Below are 19,690 nucleotides of genomic sequence, written 5' to 3' on the forward strand. Positions count from 1 at the left end.
ACAGGTGAAAATGCTGTTGTTGAGTGGACAGATGCTCCTGTAACAGGTATTGCTACAGAAACTACTCCAGGAGTTGTAAAACCAGGAGAAGGTTTAAGCGTGGATGAGCACGGATCTTTAGATGTAAGCTACCCTGCTGTTAAAGATGAATTAGCTAAAGGAAAAGTAACTTCAACAAGTATAACAGTTGTTAGCAAAGAGGAAAATACAACTTTTGCAGACGTTTCATTAGAGATTAAGCCATCAGAAAAAGAAGGACAAATTTTAACCACTACTGGAACAGGGGAAAATGCTGTTGTTGAGTGGAAAGATGCTCCTAAGGGATTTGAATTGACTCTTGATGGAGATGTTACTTTAGATGAAGATGGGAAAACAGTTGTTGGAGGAATTCAAAATGTTCCTGTGTCTGAAACTAAACCTAGTACAGATGGTCAAACTTTAGTTTATGAAACTGATAAAGATGGGAATGGACAATGGGTACCAGGAAGACCTGATGTAAATGTTGAAAATATTCTTAATGCTAAGAATTTAACTACAGACGGTAAGATTTCTATAGCTACGGATGCTACCTCAATGAAAGGGGATAGCGAGATGCTTAAGCGTGGTGCTGTTTTGGTAGACACCCATTTAAGTATTGCTGAAGGAAGTATTTCTACAGATGAGATTACCGATGGTACTATTAAACCAGAAGATATCGCTGGTGGTGAAGAGTTAAAAGATAAAGTTTTAAGTACGGATAAAGATGGTAATCCTGAGTGGATGGATAAATCTACTTTAGTTGCTGAGCCATGGTTTGTACAAAAAACAGATGCTGCTAAAGATGAAGAAGGAAAAGGAGCTACTTTAAATACTCAAGCTATTTATCAAACAGGTGCTGTAGCAATTAAAAAAGAAACAGGAATTGCAGGTGCAGATTTAGATGTTGCTGGTGCTATACGTGGTGCGGGAGCAGAAGATGCCTTTGTTGGAGAGAATTCGGTTGCTTTTGGTACAAATAGTTTTGCAATGGCATTGAATAGCTTTGCAGTGGGAGGTACTTTTTCTGAACCTGATAAAGACGGTAAGGAGGTTGAATATAGTGGAGCTATGGCTACAGCTGAAAATGCAATAGCTTTAGGTTCACAAGCAATGGCTTTGGGAGAGAACTCATCTGTTTTAGGATTCTATTCTGGGGCTTATGGTAAAAAGAGTGTAGCAATAGGTACGCTAGCTACAGCTAATGGAACAGCGGCAATTGCAATTGGAAGCGGGGCTACAGTTGAAGGAGACCATTCTATTGGAATTGGATATAACATTATTGCAAAAACTGCTATCCAATCTATTGGAATCGGGGATGATAATCATGTAAATGCTACTATGGCTTTCGCATTTGGTAATAATATTAGAGTGAATTCTTTTGAGTCTATGGCAATGGGATACGGTACTGTTTCTACTGCACAACGTGAAACAGTAATGGGATCTTATAATGCTATTCGTGATGGACAAGCTCTATTAGAGACTAATGATGGAAAAGAATATGAGAATCCTAATGCTATCCACTTCCAAATTGGTAACGGTATCGGAGGACAAAATGATGATGATACTAACGGTAATACAAGTACTGCCTTTGCAATGCTTAAAAATGGTAATACAGGAATCGGAATTGTTGGTCTTACAGATGGAAAGGCAAAACCAACTGCTACTTTAGATGTTGGAGCTGGTAAACCTAATGGATCTACCAATGATGTATTAAACGGAAATATAGGAGACGTTCGTTTTAGAGCTCTTCCAACTTTCCAAGGTGAAGTTACAGATAAAGTTGTTGTTACTAATGAAGAAGGTCGTTTAAGAACTGTAAAAGCTACAATGCCTAAAGTATTCTATATGCCTGCTGTAACTTTTGATACTAGTAATCCAAATAAAGAAGTTAGCCTTAAAATGGATCTTCACGCTGAGTATATCAAACAATTTGGTGGAACTTCAGGATCTTTTGTAAGTAGTGAAACAGATGTAGCCCCAGAGAAGGATATTATTCCAACTTTCAAGGCATCAGAACTAAAATACTACGTTACTTATTATGATAAATCTGTTTTTGAGATAATTAGTATTTCTAAAGCTGGTGAAATGGAGTATAAGATTATAGGTCATGGTACTGCTGCAAGCTACATTAATATCGTATTTGTAGTTAGAGACTAAGTAAGTAATATAAAGAATAGGTCGTGCTAGTTTAACTAGTGCGACTCTTCTTATTCAAAATTAAAAGCTATGTATACACCTAATAAAAAATACTCTTTTATTTTCTTAGCTTGTCTGCCATTTGCAATGTTTGGGCAAAGCACAGATAAAAAAGAAGTATTCACCAATGAAGGGGTTATCACAGTGGCCGAAGGCGGACTTATGTCTACTATTTATCCTTTTGATAATACCCAACAAGGGAATGTGAAAAATGATGGAACGGTTTATTTTTATCACGATTTTAATAATGATAATATTTATACCCATAGTACTAATGCGCAGAATTCTACTGCCATTTTCACTCCTTATGAACAAAATACAGGTACACAATTAATCTCAGGAGAAAGTATCTCTGAGTTTCATCATGTAATATTAAAGAACCCAACTCCTGTAATGGCATTTGATTTAAAAAATGCTATGGACGTTAACGGATCGGTAGACTTCCAAGATGGAATCATTCAAGTAGATTCTTTAAATGGTTCTCTAACTTTCCATCACTCAGCACAAGCACTTAATCCAACGGATCGTTCGCATGCAGAGGGAATGGTAGAGAAAATTGGACAAGCTGCCTTTCAATATCCAAAAGGAGATAAAGGTCTTTATAGATATTCTGCAATAAGTGCTCCTAATAGTAAAACGGATGCTTACGAAGGAACATACATTTTAGAGGACAAAGCTTTTTTTAGAGCGCGTCCATATGTATCAGGAGTAATCAATATCCTTGATAAAAATGAGTACTGGATTGTAGAAAAAGGAAGTTCTAACCATAAAGAAGATATTCTTCTTACTTTAAGTTGGGACGAGCGTACTACTCCAGCGGAACTTTTAAAAGATCCAGAAAAAGAACTTCATATTGTTCGTTTTGATCCTTATGAAAATCTTTGGGTAGACGAAGGTGGAATAGTAGATTTAGCAAATAAAGAGATTACTACTCCAACTGCAGTTAAAGGATATGGTTTCTTTACTTTAGCTACTGTTAAAACAGATCTTATTTTAGATGGAGATGTAGTTATTTACAACCTTGTTACTCCAAATGGAGATGGGAAGAACGACTACTTCGAAATTGAAAACTTACATAAATTCCCAGATAACCGCGTAGAGATTTTCAACCGTTGGGGAGTAAAAGTTTTCGAAACTTCTAATTATGACGCTAAAGGGGATGGTTCTGTAAATGTATTTAGAGGATACTCAGAAGGTAGAGTAACGGTGGATAAAAATCAGATGTTACCAACTGGAACTTATTATTACGTACTTACTTATGAGTACACAGGTACAAACGGAAATAGTACCATTAAAAAAGCTGGGTATTTACACCTAGAGACGCATTAAAATTAAAACACACGTATGAAATTTTTTCAAACAATAAAATATCTAGGTATCACCCTTTTAGCTTTAGGATGCTACCAAAATGCTTTTGCTCAACAAGATCCTCAATACACGCAGTATATGTATAATACCTCTGCTATTAACCCGGCTTATGCAGGAAGTAGAGGAACGATGACAGCTGTTGGTTTATATAGAACACAGTGGGTAGGATTAGAAGGAGCACCTAAGACGGCAAGTTTTTCTGTGAATACTCCTCTTGGAGATTCAGGGTTAGGACTAGGGGTGAACTTTATCAATGATAAGATTGGTGCAATGAATGACAATAACATTGCTATTGACCTTTCTTATGCTATTGATCTTAACTATGATTATAAATTAGCTTTTGGTATTAAAGGAACAGCTAATTTATTAAGTGTGGATTATCAAAAGTTAACTATTCGTCATCCAGATGATCCAATTTCGGCTAGTAATATAAATAATAAATTCACTCCAAATATTGGTGCTGGTTTATACTTATATTCAGAGCGTACTTATTTAGGATTATCGGTTCCAATGTTTTTGGAAAACGATCGTTACGATGATAATGATATGACTACTATGCGTCAAAAACCTCACTTTTATTTAATGGGGGGACATGTGTTTGACCTTAGCCATAATTTAAAATTCAAGCCTGCATTTTTAGCTAAAGCAGTAACAGGTGCTCCACTTCAAGTGGATTTAACGGCGAATTTTTTAATTTTGGAGAAATTAACTCTTGGTGCTGCTTATCGTTGGGATGCTGCAGTTAGTGCTTTAGCAGGATTCCAAATCAATGATAACTTATTTGTTGGTTATTCTTATGATGCGGAAACTACAAAGTTACGTTACTATAATTCGGGATCTCATGAAATTATGTTGCGCTTTGAACTATTTAACAGACGTGGAAGCATCAATGCTCCAAGGTTCTTCTAAAGACTTCTAGTTATGATAAAAAATAAAGTAAAAGTAGGCTTAGTAAGCCTACTTCTTTTTATGGGTGCTTTAAGTGGTTTTGCGCAAGTGAAAACACATAAAAAAGCAGATACAAGATACGACAGATTAGCTTATGTAGATGCTATTCAAATGTATGAGCGTATCGCGGAAAAAGGCTATAAAAATCAAGAGATATTACAAAAGTTAGCAGATGCTTATTATTTCAATGGTAAGTTAGATAAAGCTAATGAGTGGTATACAGAGCTTTTTGAAGCAGAGTACAAAGACAAAGGTAAAGAGCCTATCTCTTCTGAGCATTACTATCGTTATGCACAGACTTTAAGAGCAGTGGAAGATTACGCAAAGAGTGATTCTATTATGGGGGTATTTAACCAAATGGAAACCCAAGATCAGCGTGCGATTCTATTCACTGGTAATAAAGATTACTTAGAGCAAATTGCTCAGCAAGGAGAAAAGTATAATCTTAAGGCTATAGAGGTAAACTCTGAGTTTTCAGATTATGGTGGATTCATTTTAGGAGAAGATTTAATTTTTACCTCTGCTAGAGAGAATTCTGCAAAAGCTTCTAATGGAGTACACGCTTGGACTAATGAGAATTTTACCAGCTTATTTTCTACTACAATAGAAAAGGACGGTACCTTTAGTGAGCCTGTTGTATTTTTAAGTGAAATGGATTCTAAAGTAAATGACGCTACTGCTATCTTTACTAAAGATGGAAATACAATGTATTTCACCCGTAATAACTCAAAAGCAAACGGACGCAAAAAAGGAAATAAAGGTAAGCACTCCTTACTTAAAATTTATAAAAGCCAAAAATCAGAAGATGGTAAATGGTCAGCGGTAGAAGAGTTACCTTTTAACTCAGATAACTTCAATACAGCTCACCCTACTTTAAGTGTAGATGAAAAATGGCTTTTCTTTTCTTCAGATAGAAAAGGTACTTTAGGAGCATCGGATATCTTTAAGGTAGAAATTCTACCTAATGGACAGTATGGTGAGCCTATTAACTTAGGAGATAAGATTAATACTTCAGCAAGAGAAACATTTCCATTTATTTCTAAAGATGGAATTTTATTTTTCGCCTCTGATGGACATCCAGGTTTAGGAGGATTAGACATCTTTATGACGCGCTTAACTGCTACTGGAGAAGTAACCCAAATTATTAATATGGGTAGTCCTATTAACTCAAGTATGGATGACTTTGCACTTTTTACTACTAATGGTAAAAAAGGATTTGTAAGTTCAAACCGTCAAGCGAGTACTGCTGGGGATAATATTTACTTCTTTAGTGAAATACCATGTGCAATTACTTTAGATGGACGTATCATTGATACAGATACTAATGAGGTTATACCAGGTGCTACAGTTACTATTTACAATCAGAAAAATGAGGTGTTATTTACCTTAACGAGTGATGAAAATGGTTACTACAATCCAAATGCAACTCTACCTTGTGGAGAGAAGATTTTAGTAAAAGCGGAAAAAGAAGATTTCCAAACCAATGAGGTTATGCTTACTTTACCATTATCTACTGGTGTAGCTACAGCAGATGTATTACTTCAAAAGAGCAAGGTTGAACTTGCTAAAGGAGACGATTTATTTAAGACTCTTGGACTTAATCCAATTTATTTTGATTTTGACAAGTCTAATATTCGTCCTGATGCTCAAGAGGAGTTAATCAAGATTTACGCAGTAATGCAAGAATATCCTTCTATGAAAATTGATGTTCGTTCTCATACAGACTCAAGAGGAGATGATAACTATAACATGAGTCTTTCAGATCGACGCGTAAAATCTACTATTAAATGGTTAATTGATCAAGGAATTGATCCAAGCCGTATACAAGGTAGAGGATATGGGGAGAGCCAACTATTAAACAAATGTTCTAATGGAGTACCATGTACAATACAAGAGCACCAGTTAAATAGAAGAAGTGAATTTATCATTTTGGAATTATAATAATTTCAGAATGACTTTTTAAAACGGAGTTTCTATATTAATTATAAAAGGGAGTTGAAAACGATATGTTTTTAGCTCCTTTTTTTTTGCTCTAAGGCCAAAGCAAATGTTCTTGTAGTAAATCCATTATAGGTATTAGTCGCCTATTATTTCAACTATGTTTTTTTAATCATAGCAAGTATATTAAGCCCATCAAAAGTACTATAGTAGATTTGCTGGCTATTCTTATTCTACACTTATGTAGTTTATCCCCTTTTAAAAGGAGTTTCAAAGTATAAATAGAAAAAGGGAGCTATAAAAATCAAGAATAACTTTTTTAGTAGGCTGTAAGGGGTTGAAATTATACTTCACATACTTTGAGATAGAATAAATTACAAACCCCAGTAGAAGTTATTTAAATCACTCTTTTTAATTTATACAAGGTAGAATAGGAGAGAAGCTTACTTTTAGACGGTGTTATTTTATGAAATAGAAGGTAGGTTATTTTCTAGTTGGCTTTAACTAGAAATTAGGTAGAAGTTTTGCAGTGTTAAAGGCCCTGCATTATAAGGTAGTGTAAAAGTAAGGGCATAAAAAAACCTGCTTTTTTAAAAAAGCAGGTTTTTTTTATATCTATTATTTATCACTTCTATTTTAGTGATCATGGCCACCGCCACCTTCGTTTTTAATCAAATGGCTTTGGATGTAGTACGCTCCTGTTAATGCAATTTGAGGATCCTCCGGTAAGGCCATAAGCACACTAACTTGGGTATATCCTAATTCCGATGTACCAGTTTTTACCTCAATACGCTCAAAGTGATATTCCTCCTGAGTTTGATCTTCTACCACAAAGATAAACTCTTTACCTTCTGCCTTTACAATAGCTGTGTTTGGTAGAGAAGGAACTTTAGAATCTCCAATATGTACTAGGGCATTTACATAAAACCCTGGTACAAGAGTTTGATCTGTTTTTTCAATATCTGCGTGAACAGCAACGGTTTTAGTTCCTGGTTCAAAAGCATTTCCAATACTAAAAATAGTAGCATTTATTGGAGTAGACTCATTATTAGTCAAGTTAAAGCTAACGGTTTGCCCTACTTTAATTTGTGCTAAATCTTTTTCAAATACCATTAAATCTAAGTGTACTTTAGTATTGTCTACTACGTTAAACAAAGATTGTCCAGGGGCAATATTAGTACCAATCTTTACATCAATACTGGCAATGTTTCCAGTAATAGGAGCAGTAATTCTCATACTAGCAGCACTTGAACCCGGTGTTACATTAAGTAATCTTAATTGATTGGTTAAACTTTGGTAACGTGCTCTTTCTACATTTAGATCCGATTTAGTCTTTTGGTAAATCTTTTGAGAGTTTACATTTTGCTCCCTTAAGGTTTGTTGCCTTTGGTATTCCAATTCCAAATAATCTAAGTTGTTTTTAGATACTAAATATTGCTCTTGTAATTGGATGAACTCTGGGCTCTCAATCATAGCTAAGGTTTGACCTTTTGTTACGTGCTGTCCAACATTAACATTGATTTGTGTAACGGTTCCTCCTAAAAAGCTAGTTACATCGGCTTGGTCTTTTGCAGGTAATTTGATTAGTCCATTTACCCTTAGAACATCGCTTAAGTTTCTATCTTGTATTTGTCCTAGGGTAATGCCTGCTGCTTTAAACTGGGCGTTGTTTAATTCTACTTCTTTGTTTAAAGAAGCATTTTCTTGCTGCTCTTGGGAAGTAGAATCTGTTGTATCAGTAGAGGTTTTGTCTTTAGTAGTACAACTAACGCTTAGTAAGCTAAGAGCAAAACCAAAGTATAAGATGGATTTTTTCATGATCAATTATTGATTAATTAGGTAATGTAAAGTGTTGTGGCTTAAATTGTATTGCAATACTGCTTCTAGGTAATTAATATAAATGGTAAAGGCTGTTTCCATAGATTGAATGTATTCTACATAGGAAATGTCTCCATTGTTATATTGTTTATTGGCGTGATCAGTTATGATATCTGCGTTTTTTAGTGCGCTTGTTTGATAGTATTGAATAACTTGGTCTTGTGCCGAAATATTATCTAATTGCTGCTGTACATTAGCACTTAGTTGCGTGTGCAAATAATCTTTCTCTACTTCTAATTGTTTTGTTTTTGTTTTTAAGGCCTTTACTTTTGAACTTTGACTTCCAAAGAAAATAGGGATAGTAATACCTACTGAATAACTTGGAATACGCAGTTGTTGGCCATAATTTTTGGTTGTTCCATTACTCATTGTCTGCAATCCAGATTCCGATTCTATGCTATAACCTAGGGAAATATCTGGTAAAAATGCCGATTTCTCTAGTTTTGTTTGTGCCTGTGAAGTGCTAATTTGATTTTCTGCTAATAATAAAGAATTATTTTGGCTTAGATCAATTTGCTCAAACACGTCGTGTGGGTCGAATTCTAATCCTGCTTCTAAAGGAGTAAAATCTCCTTGTATATTTAATAGAGCTCTTAACTTGGACTTTTCGTTTAGAAGTAGGGCTATGTTTTGGGTTAGCATCACATTAACCTCTTGCTCCTTTGCTATGGCTACATTGCTTTCCATAAGGGTAGATTCCCCTGTTTCATAGCGTAGTTTAGCTGAAGCAGAAAACTCTTTTAATAGGTCTAATTGCTCTTGTAAAACTAATGATCTACTCATAGCAAAAAGCATATTATGCCAAGATTGCTTCACTAGGAACTCTACTTCAATTTGGCTTTTTTGTAGCATTAAAACAGAAGCCTGATAATTATTCTTTAGTACCTCTTTTTTCTTACCATAAGTAAAAGGGCTAAAGCTTTGAGATACATCTAATGAAATATCCTTTCTATCTATACCATTTAAGTGACCAAAACCAGTGGATACTTCTGTCTTTGGGATGTCATAGGCAGTTTTAATTAACTGCTGTTGACTTTGGGCTCCTAAGCGGGCTGCATCAATAGATTGGTTGTTTTGGTTAGCTAAGATAATGGCCTGTTCTAAGGAGATTATCTGTTTTTGTTCTTGAGCTATCCCGGGAATACTAATACAAAGTAGTAAAGCAGTTATTACTCCAGCTTTAGCTTTTTTAGAAAGTCCCAAACCTTTTTCTTCATAGTAGTAGATAATAGGTAACACAATCAAAGTTAGGATAGTAGCTGATATTAATCCTCCAATTACCACTGTTGCAAGGGGTTTTTGTACCTCAGCTCCAGCGCTATTAGAAAGTGCCATAGGTAAGAAACCTAAAGAGGCTACCATAGCGGTTAATAGTACTGGTCGTAGTCGAATTTTGGTTCCTTCAATAATTCTTTCGTATAGTGGCATACCTTCTTTTTCTAAAGAGTTAAACTGGCCAATAAGTACAATACCATTTAATACGGCAACTCCGAAAAGGGCAATAAAACCTACTCCAGCAGAAATACTAAAAGGCATATCACGTAGCCAAAGGGCTGCAACTCCACCTATGGCCGATAGGGGAATAGCCGTGAAAATCATAAGAGATTGCTTTACTGATCTAAAGGTAAAGTAAAGTAGGACAAAAATTAAGGCTAAGGCAATTGGAACGGCTATACTAAGACGCTTTGTTGCTTCTACTAAATTCTCGAACTGTCCTCCATAAGTAATATAATAACCATCAGGTAAAATTAGCTTTTCATCTAAAATGCCTTGGATGTCATTTACTACACTTTTTACGTCTCTTTCTCTAACGTTAAATCCAAGAACAATACGTCTTCTTCCATCTTCTCTACTGATTTGTTGTGGTCCATCTTCATAGTCAATAGTGGCTATTTGCCCTAGTGGAATCTGACCTCCATTAGGAAGAGGGATAAAGGTATTTCTAATGTTCTCAATATCTGCTCTAGCATCTTGGTCTAATCGAACCACTAGATCAAATCTTTTTTCTCCTTCATATACAAATCCAGCTGCTTCTCCTGCATATCCCATACGGATAATTTGGCTGATTTGCCCGATGCTAAGCCCGTGCATAGCTAGTTTATCCTTATCGTAGGAAATACTAATTTGTGGAAGTCCAGAAACTCTTTCTAATTTAGGAGCGCTCACTCCTGGAACATCTGCGATATAAGTATTAATTTCCTCTCCAATAGCAGCTAGTCTTTCTAGGTCTTCTCCAAATACTTTAATAGCTACATCACTTCTAACTCCAGTCATCAGCTCATTGAAACGCATTTGAATAGGTTGAGAGAACTCGGTAGTTACTCCAGGAATTTGCTCTAAGGCATGTTCCATTTTCTCAATCAACTCTTCTTTAGTAGTAGCACTAGTCCACTCATCTTTTTCTTTTAATACCACAATTAAATCGGCTGCCTCCATAGGCATAGGGTCGGTTGGAATCTCCGCACTACCAATTTTAGAAATTACCATTTTTACCTCAGGGAAATTTTCCATTAAAATTTGCTCGGCTAAAGTGGTTGTCTCAATTTCTTGAGAAAGGGAACTACCAGAGGAAATAATCACGTGAGTGGCTAAATCTCCTTCATCTAAGGTTGGAATAAATTCCCCTCCCATGGTAGAGAAAACATACATAGAATAAGCAAATAGTACTAAAGCAAGACCTAATACTAATCGTTTTACTTTGAATGCTTTTTCTAAGATAGGTTTATAAACGCTATATATTTTTTCAATTAAGCGGTCACTAAAGTTTGGTTTTTCTTTTCCAGCTGTTTTAGATAAAAACAAAGAGGAAACCATTGGTACATAAGTTAATGACAATAAGAATGCACCTAAGATTGCAAAGGATACTGTTTGTGCCATAGGACCAAACATTTTACCTTCAATACCAGAAAGAGCCAAAATAGGCAAGTACACAATTAAGATAATAATCTCTCCAAAGGCTGCACTTGTTCGAATTTTTGAAGAAGCTTGGTATACTTCCTGGTTAATTTGAGCTTGGGATAATCGCCTTTTCTTTCCAAGGTGAAGTCGGTGTACAATGGCCTCTACAATAATAACAGCCCCATCGACAATTAAACCAAAGTCAATGGCACCTAGACTCATTAAGTTTCCACTTACTCCAAATAATCGCATCAAGGAGATGGCAAATAGTAAAGAAAGCGGAATCACAGAGGCTACAATTAATCCTGCGCGCCAGTTTCCAAGGAAAATAACTAATACGAAAATTACAATTAAAGCACCCTCCATTAAGTTGGTTTGAATGGTTTTAACTGTTTTATCAATTAATTTTGTACGATCTAAGAAGGTATCAATGGCAACTCCCTCAGGAAGGGATTTTTCAATTTGAGCCATGCGCTCTTTCACAAGATTTACTACCTCTTGAGTGTTGGCATCTTTAAGCATCATTACCATTCCAGCTACATCTTCTCCTAAACCATCTTTGGTAACAGCTCCATAACGTATACTACTTCCAATGCGTACATCTGCGACATCACGAATTAACACAGGAGTACCATTAACGTTTTTGACTACAATTTTTTCAATGTCTTCTAAGTTAGACACCATACCAACGCTTCGGATAAAGTAGGCATAAGGTTTTTTATCGATATAAGCCCCTCCAGTGTTTTCGTTATTTGCCTCTAATGCTTGAAATATTTCCAAGATGGAAGTATCTAAAGAGGTTAATAAGTCAGGCTTTACAGCAATTTCATATTGTTTTAGCTGTCCCCCAAGAGTGTTTACCTCCGCAACACCTTTTACTCCTAAAAGTTGTGGTTTGATAATCCAATCTTGAATGGTACGTAGATCCATACTATTGTATTGGTCCTCATATCCTTCTTTAGGGTAAACTACATATTGGTAAATCTCTCCAAGACCTGTACTCACTGGTGCAAGCTCTGGTGTTCCAACTCCTTTAGGAATAATTTCAGAGGCTTCGCTAAGCTTTTCGTTAATTTGAGTTCTGGCCCAATAAATATCTGTATCCTCAGTAAATACTACGGTAATTACACTTAATCCAAATCTACTAATGGATCTAAGTTCGGTAATATTTGGGATTGGTTTTACCGCCTGTTCAATAGGGTAGGTAATGAACTGCTCTACCTCTTGTGTAGCTAAAGTAGGAGAACTAGTTATAATTTGTACCTGATTATTGGTAATATCAGGTTGGGTATCCATTGGTAAAGTTGACACAGAATAGCCTCCCACTACCACTAGGGCAAGGGTTAACAATCCTACAATAAACTTATTTTGGATACTAAATTGTATGATTTTATCTAGCATTGTAATAAAATTTAGTTTTAATAGGTGTGTTTGTAGTTTAAAATTAAGAAAACTATACTAAAAACGTTAAAATTTATTATGCTATTTTAGGTGGTTGCCAAATACTTTGGGCAATATTTTGTGGAAAGTAATTATAAAAGGATACTACTTCTTTATTTAAAGAAGAAGTTTTAGCCTCTGGTAGGTTTACAGAAAATGCCAATGTAATAAAAGTAGCACAACAATTACAGGTACACAAAGGAGAACAAGTATCCTTAAGGGTTATTTCCTTTTGGATAGAAGTATCGATTGAGCTAGTAGCTGTGGTGTAATTTATAGTGTTTACTACAGAAGGGGCATATTCGAATCTATCGGTACATGGGTAGCTTGCCACTACTAAGATTAGTAGGGATAAAACAAGGTGTGCTATGTATCGAGTGGCTTTCATCGTAGCAAAAATAGTAAAAAACATTGTATTTCAACTATACATCCTATAGTTTATGTAAAGGTTGCAACAGCGTTGCATTGTTGTATTTATATTTGTTTTCTTTCAACTTACTCAATAACAGTTAGTTGTGATTAGTTACGGGAGAGGGCCATACTAAAAAGGGAGTTTCTCCACTAAGGGTTATGGTAAAATAAGGTCAATTTTACATTCTTATTGGTAGTAATTAGTTTTTTTATGGTTATATTCATAATATATTATTTTAGTATAGGTTATTTTAGTATATTTAATGTGTTTAATATGTTTAAATTAGCTAGAAATTGACTAAAACACCATATTGTTAAAGAAAATACTCCTATTTTGAGTTAAATAAAATTTTTGTGCAGATGAAAATAAGTGTTCCAAGTAGCCATAAACAGCTAGGCTTTACCAGCGATGATCCTCTTGTATTACAAGAGACGCTACATCTAGCTAGCAAGGCACTTTTTATGCAAAGTAAGTTAAAGGGTTTCCATGGAAAAATCTTTTTTAAAATGAAGGATTATTTTATGGAGAATAAAGCCTCTTTAGCACTTTGTATTGCCAAAGATAGTGGCAAGGATCTTTTTTTAGCTAGAGAAGAAGTAGATTTATGTATTGCTGTTTTAAAGGATTATTGCATTAATGCTACTAATTTTTCAAGGGATACAAATCCCCTTAGGTTAGGCAAAGAGCAAAAACCTAAGATTGTGGTTTCTATGCACTATAAGAATTTTATTTTGCTTCAAATGATTAAATCTATCGTACGAGAGATTCCTCTTGGTAATACTTTGGTAATTAAACCTAGTAAAAGAGCGATTTTAATCCGTGAGAAGATGAAACAAATTCTCCAATTCTGTGGTTTTCCAAAAGGAGTAGTGAGTATTGTGTTTTGCAATAAGATTCAACTCAAACAGATTTTTAGTGATCCAATGGTGGGTAAAGTAGATTTTTTGGGTACCAAGCAAAATGCAGCTCTTTTGCAAGAGCACCTTATAGGTAGTTTAATGCAAAGTAGTATAAAAAGCATCCCAGATATGCCTGTGTTAGTTCTAAGTGATGCCCAAATAGAACAAGTTGCAAAGCAAATTGTTGTACAAAGGTTGCAAAACACCTACCATTTAGAGTTAATTGCACATCCCATTATTGTACACAAAAGCCATGAAGAGCAATTTACCAAAGAGCTAACTACTCAGCTCACGCAGATGAATTGTCATAGGTTAAAGGACCATCACGGCGCTAAATATAGTCAAGAGCTTATTCACCTTGTACATATGGCTATTTTACAAGGAGCCATTTTACACTATCCTGTAGATATAGATTTACATTGTATTGACTCTAGTACTCCTATTGTTTTAAGCAATGTAGATAGCAGTATGGATTTGCTATCCATGACTTTGAATGAACCTATATTTCTTATTCAAAGTGCCCCTAGTTTACAAAATATGTTAGAGTACTTACAAATGGAGCATAAGGGTCTTCCCATTAGTGTGTATACTAATGCAAATCAGGTTATTGCTAAGGATTTAATCCACGACCTAAAAACGATGAAGATACAGGTCAATAAATTCCACAATAGATATATAGAAGATCTAATGTGTCAATTTTAATAGTACATCCACTAAAAATATCCCAAAAAAACATGAGCTGTTAAGTTTTATACTAGTTTTTTTATAGGGGGTTTTAGTGCTTAAAGTGTTGTTGTTTTGTTGTTTATAATGAGTGAAAAGGTTTTTGTTGTGGCGACAAAAACCTTTTTTTCATAGAATAAACTTTGGAGTTATGCGTAGAATACTGTGTTAATAAAACGTTTTTTATTTTTCAGCTAATTTAACACTAGGGTAAGCTGTCTGTTTTTTTGTTAATATTTGGTTAATGCTATTGTTTTTCAGATGTGGCAATTTTGTACTCAACCAAAAACAATAATAAACAATGAAACGACATTTACTATTTTTTATGCTATTTTTTAGTCTCCTTCCTTGGGGAGCTATGGCGCAAGATGGTTTTAACTTACAGGGAGTTGTATTAGACCATGAAGGCTTTAGCTTACCGGGAGCCTCGGTAACCATTAAAGGAAGCAGTTATGGAGTAGCAACTGATTTTGAAGGTAACTTTAGCATCAATGTACACAAAGGCGATATTCTGATTGTCAGTTTTATCGGTTATCAAAATAAAGAGGTAAGCGTAAATGAGAACAATCTATTAACCATAATATTACAAAGTGAGGATTCCTCTTTAGACGAAGTGGTAATTACCGCTTTAGGGATAACAAGAGCTGAAAAGACCATTGGTTATGCTACCCAGCAAGTCGATGTAAATAAAGTCCAAGAGGTAGCAACGCCTAATGTAGGTAGCCTGCTTTCAGGACAAGTAGCAGGATTACAGGTATCCAACCCACCAGGTATGATGCAAGCTCCATCGTTTTCACTAAGAGGGAAGTCCCCTTTGGTGGTTATTGATGGTATTGCTGTAAGTACAGATTTTTTTGATGTATCCCCTGAGGATATTGCCAATATAAACGTATTAAAGGGTACTAGTGCTTCTGTACTTTATGGTTCTAGAGGTAGAAATGGTGCTATTTTAATTACCACAAAAAATGCCAAACAAGAAGGTATTGAGGTAACTGCTTCTCAAAACTTAATGATAAGTGCAGGTTTTACCGTTTATCCAAAAACCCAAACCCAGTATGGAAGTGGGAGTAATGGACAATACGAATTCTGGGATGGAAAAGATGGTGGTATATCTGATGGTGATATGATCTGGGGACCTAAGTTTGATGGAGACAAGAAGATTGCTCAGTGGAACTCTCCCATTTTAGATAAAGCCACTGGACAGATTATTCCATGGTACGGAAGTGTGGAGTCTACTCAATATAATGATAGAAGCAAATATGAAAGAGTTCCAATTGCTTGGCAGTATCACGATAATCTAAAGGAGTTTATGCAAAATGGAATAATTTCAAGAACCAATTTTGCTGTAACCAATAAAAGTGAAAAAGGCTCTTACCGCATAGGTGGAGAGTTCAGTTATAATAAAGATAGAGTACCTAATACCTCTATGTATAAAGGTAATTTGAGCTTTAAATCCACTTCTTTTTTAAGCGATAAATTTACTTTAGACAGTAAGTTTAGTTATGGGAAAATCCACGCTCCCAATGTACCTAATTACGGTTATAACCCTTCTGGCCATATGTATACTATTTTAATATGGATGGGTAATGATGTAAATGGAAGAGATTTAAAAAACAATTTATGGGTTCCTGGTATGGAGGGCTATAAACAGGCCAATTACAACTATGCTTGGTATAATAACCCTTGGTTTGGAGCGGAGTACTTTAAGCGAATTTGGGACAAAGATATTGTAAATAGCCAGCTTAGTTTAACCTATCAAGCCAATGAGGATTTAGTAATTCAAGGTAGGGCATCTGCGGTATCTACTTCCAATTCCACAGAGGTACAAAGCCCAAAATCTTATTTTAATTATAGCGCTTCTAGAGAAGGTGGCTTTAGTATAGATAACGATCAAAGATTAGATTTTGAATACGATATCCTTGCCATGTATAACAAAGATATAAGCAATGTAATTTCTTTAAATGTTAACGCTGGAGCAGCCTCTAGGTATTACCAACGAAAAAATACTTATTCTGCAGCCGATGGATTAACTGTACCAGGAGTGTATAATTTAGGTAACTCCACTGGAAATGTTACGGCAACAAATACTACCATTAAAAAGGCGGTAAATAGTGTGTATGGAACCATAGAATTGGATTTTTACAATGCCTTTTTCCTTACTTTTGCTGGACGTAATGACTGGTCTAGTACTTTATCTAAAGCTAACCGATCTTATTTTTATCCTTCCGCATCTTTAAGTGTGATGCTATCTAACTTAGTTTCTTTACCCTCTAGTGTAGATTATTTAAAACTCTATACTTCTTGGGCAGAAGTATCCAGTGATTTAGATCCTTATTTACTTCAAGCGGCTTATAGCCCAATTAACCCTTCTTTTAATGGTAATCAAATGGTAGAATACCCCAATAGTATTTTAAACCCAAATCTTTTACCAGAGAAATCTCGCTCTTTTGAATTAGGTCTTTCTACTTCGTTTTTAAAAAGACGCTTAAGTATGGATCTTACCTATTATAGAGTTGTGGATTCTAACTTCTTAATTCAATTTCCAGTTTCAGAAGGTTCTGGGTTTGGTTCCATGCGCGTAAATGGAAATGAGTATACCACCAATGGATTTGAAGTTTCTTTAGTGGCCAAAATCGTAGATAAAGAAGATTTTAGTTATTCTACTTCCGTGAATTGGAGTACTAAAGAGAAAAAACTTACCCAAATCTATGGAGGCGCTCCTAAATACGGCAATTTTAATTTAAACGATAGAGCAGATTCTTTTTATGCTAGTGTTTGGGAAACAACACCAGATGGGGATTTAATCTTAGATGCAACTACAGGATTGCCAACTATAGATAAAACACCAAGAAAAGTAGGTAACCTTGATCCAAAGTGGATTCTAGGGTGGAATAACACCTTTAAATATAAAAACCTAGGGTTAAATATTGGTATTGATGGTATTTGGGGTGGAGTAATGCGCTCTGAGGTTGTAGAGAAAATGTGGTGGGGAGGTAAACATCCCAATAGCGTTGCTTATAGAGATCAAGAATACCAAAGTGGACAAGGGGTATATGTGCCTAAAGGGGTAAATATCGTTTCTGGAGAACTTATTACCGACACCAATGGAAATATTGTATCCGATACAAGAGTCTACCAAGAGCATACCACGGCAATTTCTTGGCAAACTTGGGCCCAAAATTATCCTTATAGAGCCAGAGTAACTCAAGCCCAAAGTAAAGAGTTTGCCAATATTTTTGACAGGACCTATTTCAAATTGCGTACCCTAGCTTTTAGTTATGATTTTACCTCTTTGCTTAAGACCAAACGCATTAGTGCTTTATCAGCTAGCTTAACAGGATATAACCTATTTATTTGGAAAAAATCAAAGGGATTATACTCCGATCCCGATTATGACACTACTGGAGCCAATGATATACAAGACCCATCTAGCCGTTGGATTGGACTAGGAGTGAATGTTAAATTTTAATTGTAAATAACCATGAAAATATACCGTAAAATAGCTCTTTTTGCTTTGTCGGCCTTTACTTTTGTTGGCTGTCAAGACTTAGATAAATTAAACCAGGATCCAAATAAGGTGCAAAGTGCCTCTCCTCACTTGCTTTTAACTCCCTTGAGTAAGAAAGCATTTACTTTGGAGGGAATCTCTAAAGAATATGCCTCTCGAATGCTTATTTCTACTGATGGAGAAAACACCTATCAATATTACAAATGGGGTAGAGGGGATTATTCTTTATTTAGAGAACTGCTTCAAACAGACAAAATGATGCAGCAAGCTGTGGAATATGAAAAGCCACAGTACATAGCTATTGGTCATTTTTTGAAAGCCTACTTCTTTTACCAATTAACTTTAAAGTTTGGAGATATTCCCTATAGTGAGGCCTTACAAGGGGAACAAGGACTTATTTTTCCAGTTTATGATACCCAAGAACAGGTATTGGCAGGAGTTTTAAAAGAGCTAGATTTAGCCCAAAGCCTTATTGTAGCTAATGCGCCTTTACAAGGGGATATCATCTATGGGGGAGATAGCGATAAATGGCTTAGATTAATCAATTCTTATCAGTTAAAGGTCTTGATGAGTTTGTCTAAGAAAACTACTATTGACGGACAGAGTGTTGCTCAGCGATTTGCTGAAATCTATCAAAATAGCCCTTTGTTTAGAAATAACCAAGATAGTGGAGAGTTGCGTTATTTTGATCAAAATGGAAGTAGATATCCTCAGTTTAACTCTAGCTCCTATGGGTCTAGTATGTATATGTCTGCTACCTTTATTGATCTTTTAAAAGACTTGCAAGATCCTAGACTTTTTGCCTTTGCTCAACCTACCGCTAGAGCCTTAGAGCAAGGTCTAAGTATTGGAGATTTCTCGGGCTATAATGGGGGAGATCCCACAGTAGCTTACTGGGAGAACGAAGCCTTAGTTGGACAAAAGAATATCTCGAAGGTAAATCAGCGTTATTACCAAAATCCGGTAAATGAGCCTACTAGTATTTTAAGTTATAGTGAGTTACAGTTTATTTTAGCAGAAGCAGCCCTAAGAGGATGGATTAACGCAGATGCTACTACTTTTTATACCCAGGGTATTAAAGCTAATTTTGAATTTTATGCCACTTATGCAAAAGAACAGGCTTCTTATTATACAACTAATGAGTATGTTAATTATATTAGCCAAAGTAAAGTTACTTTAATGGTGGAGGATTTTAATGCAGCTTTAGAGCAGATTCTAACCCAAAAGTACATCACTATGTTTCACCAAGGTAATTGGAGTATTTATTATGACCACTTAAGAACGGGATTTCCTAAATTTAAAACCAAGGGCGATAACACCCCTGGACTTAGATGGATTTACCCACTTGGGGAGTACAACAATAACCCTAGTAACTTACAAAAAGCAATAGACCGTCAGTTTAATGGAGCAGATGTTATTCGCTCTGTAAGTTGGTGGTTAAAATAAAACATTACTATACTAACT

Annotated in this window: 9 protein-coding genes and 1 pseudogene; 7 read left to right on the forward strand and 3 right to left on the reverse strand. The window is 35.4% G+C overall.

Annotation, left to right across the window (positions count from 1 at the left end; genetic code table 11):
- The 4 genes and pseudogenes from ACYSNM_RS12510 to ACYSNM_RS12525 all read left to right on the forward strand — a co-directional run.
- A pseudogene (locus ACYSNM_RS12510) lies at positions 1-2,175 on the forward strand (hypothetical protein); the annotation flags it as partial.
- A gap of 69 nt (positions 2,176-2,244) precedes the next feature.
- The gene (locus tag ACYSNM_RS12515; protein WP_461757214.1) at positions 2,245-3,543 is read left to right on the forward strand and encodes a gliding motility-associated C-terminal domain-containing protein; all 1,299 of its coding nucleotides are present in this window, start codon (positions 2,245-2,247) and stop codon (positions 3,541-3,543) included.
- 15 nt (positions 3,544-3,558) lie between these two features.
- Complete coding sequence (locus tag ACYSNM_RS12520) at positions 3,559-4,491, forward strand: PorP/SprF family type IX secretion system membrane protein (protein WP_461757215.1); 933 nt, start codon at positions 3,559-3,561, stop codon at positions 4,489-4,491.
- 12 nt (positions 4,492-4,503) lie between these two features.
- Positions 4,504-6,471: an OmpA family protein gene (locus ACYSNM_RS12525; protein ID WP_461757216.1), complete on the forward strand. Its 1,968-nt coding sequence runs from the start codon at positions 4,504-4,506 to the stop codon at positions 6,469-6,471.
- 633 nt (positions 6,472-7,104) lie between these two features.
- Here the strand turns inward: ACYSNM_RS12525 and ACYSNM_RS12530 are convergent.
- The 3 genes from ACYSNM_RS12530 to ACYSNM_RS12540 all read right to left on the reverse strand — a co-directional run bounded on the left by ACYSNM_RS12530 (position 7,105) and on the right by ACYSNM_RS12540 (position 13,096).
- The gene (locus ACYSNM_RS12530) at positions 7,105-8,286 is read right to left on the reverse strand and encodes an efflux RND transporter periplasmic adaptor subunit (protein WP_461757217.1); all 1,182 of its coding nucleotides are present in this window, start codon (positions 8,284-8,286) and stop codon (positions 7,105-7,107) included.
- Positions 8,287-8,292: 6 nt separating this feature from the next.
- Positions 8,293-12,645: a CusA/CzcA family heavy metal efflux RND transporter gene (locus tag ACYSNM_RS12535; protein WP_461757218.1), complete on the reverse strand. Its 4,353-nt coding sequence runs from the start codon at positions 12,643-12,645 to the stop codon at positions 8,293-8,295.
- A 76-nt stretch (positions 12,646-12,721) separates the two neighbouring features.
- A complete protein-coding gene (locus ACYSNM_RS12540; protein WP_461757219.1) occupies positions 12,722-13,096 on the reverse strand; it encodes a DUF6660 family protein in 375 nt (124 codons plus the stop codon).
- 359 nt (positions 13,097-13,455) lie between these two features.
- Here ACYSNM_RS12540 and ACYSNM_RS12545 point away from each other — a divergent pair, with 359 nt between their 5' ends.
- The 3 genes from ACYSNM_RS12545 to ACYSNM_RS12555 all read left to right on the forward strand — a co-directional run bounded on the left by ACYSNM_RS12545 (position 13,456) and on the right by ACYSNM_RS12555 (position 19,672).
- Complete coding sequence (locus tag ACYSNM_RS12545; protein ID WP_461757220.1) at positions 13,456-14,697, forward strand: aldehyde dehydrogenase family protein; 1,242 nt, start codon at positions 13,456-13,458, stop codon at positions 14,695-14,697.
- A 322-nt stretch (positions 14,698-15,019) separates the two neighbouring features.
- On the forward strand, positions 15,020-18,187 hold the full coding sequence (locus tag ACYSNM_RS12550) for a SusC/RagA family TonB-linked outer membrane protein (protein ID WP_461757221.1): 3,168 nt from the start codon (positions 15,020-15,022) through the stop codon (positions 18,185-18,187).
- 12 nt (positions 18,188-18,199) lie between these two features.
- On the forward strand, positions 18,200-19,672 hold the full coding sequence (locus ACYSNM_RS12555; protein ID WP_461757222.1) for a SusD/RagB family nutrient-binding outer membrane lipoprotein: 1,473 nt from the start codon (positions 18,200-18,202) through the stop codon (positions 19,670-19,672).
- Positions 19,673-19,690 lie beyond the last annotated feature (18 nt).

The sequence above is a fragment of the Myroides sp. LJL116 genome, assembly GCF_054871685.1.

Excerpts from the sequence above, each read along its gene's own strand:
- ACYSNM_RS12515 (WP_461757214.1), top strand. The coding sequence starts at position 2,245 with ATGTATACACCTAATAAAAAATACTCTTTTATTTTCTTAGCTTGTCTG.
- ACYSNM_RS12520 (WP_461757215.1), top strand. The coding sequence starts at position 3,559 with ATGAAATTTTTTCAAACAATAAAATATCTAGGTATCACCCTTTTAGCT.
- ACYSNM_RS12525 (WP_461757216.1), top strand. The coding sequence starts at position 4,504 with ATGATAAAAAATAAAGTAAAAGTAGGCTTAGTAAGCCTACTTCTTTTT.
- ACYSNM_RS12530 (WP_461757217.1), bottom strand. The coding sequence starts at position 8,286 with ATGAAAAAATCCATCTTATACTTTGGTTTTGCTCTTAGCTTACTAAGC.
- ACYSNM_RS12535 (WP_461757218.1), bottom strand. The coding sequence starts at position 12,645 with ATGCTAGATAAAATCATACAATTTAGTATCCAAAATAAGTTTATTGTA.
- ACYSNM_RS12540 (WP_461757219.1), bottom strand. The coding sequence starts at position 13,096 with ATGTTTTTTACTATTTTTGCTACGATGAAAGCCACTCGATACATAGCA.
- ACYSNM_RS12545 (WP_461757220.1), top strand. The coding sequence starts at position 13,456 with ATGAAAATAAGTGTTCCAAGTAGCCATAAACAGCTAGGCTTTACCAGC.
- ACYSNM_RS12550 (WP_461757221.1), top strand. The coding sequence starts at position 15,020 with ATGAAACGACATTTACTATTTTTTATGCTATTTTTTAGTCTCCTTCCT.
- ACYSNM_RS12555 (WP_461757222.1), top strand. The coding sequence starts at position 18,200 with ATGAAAATATACCGTAAAATAGCTCTTTTTGCTTTGTCGGCCTTTACT.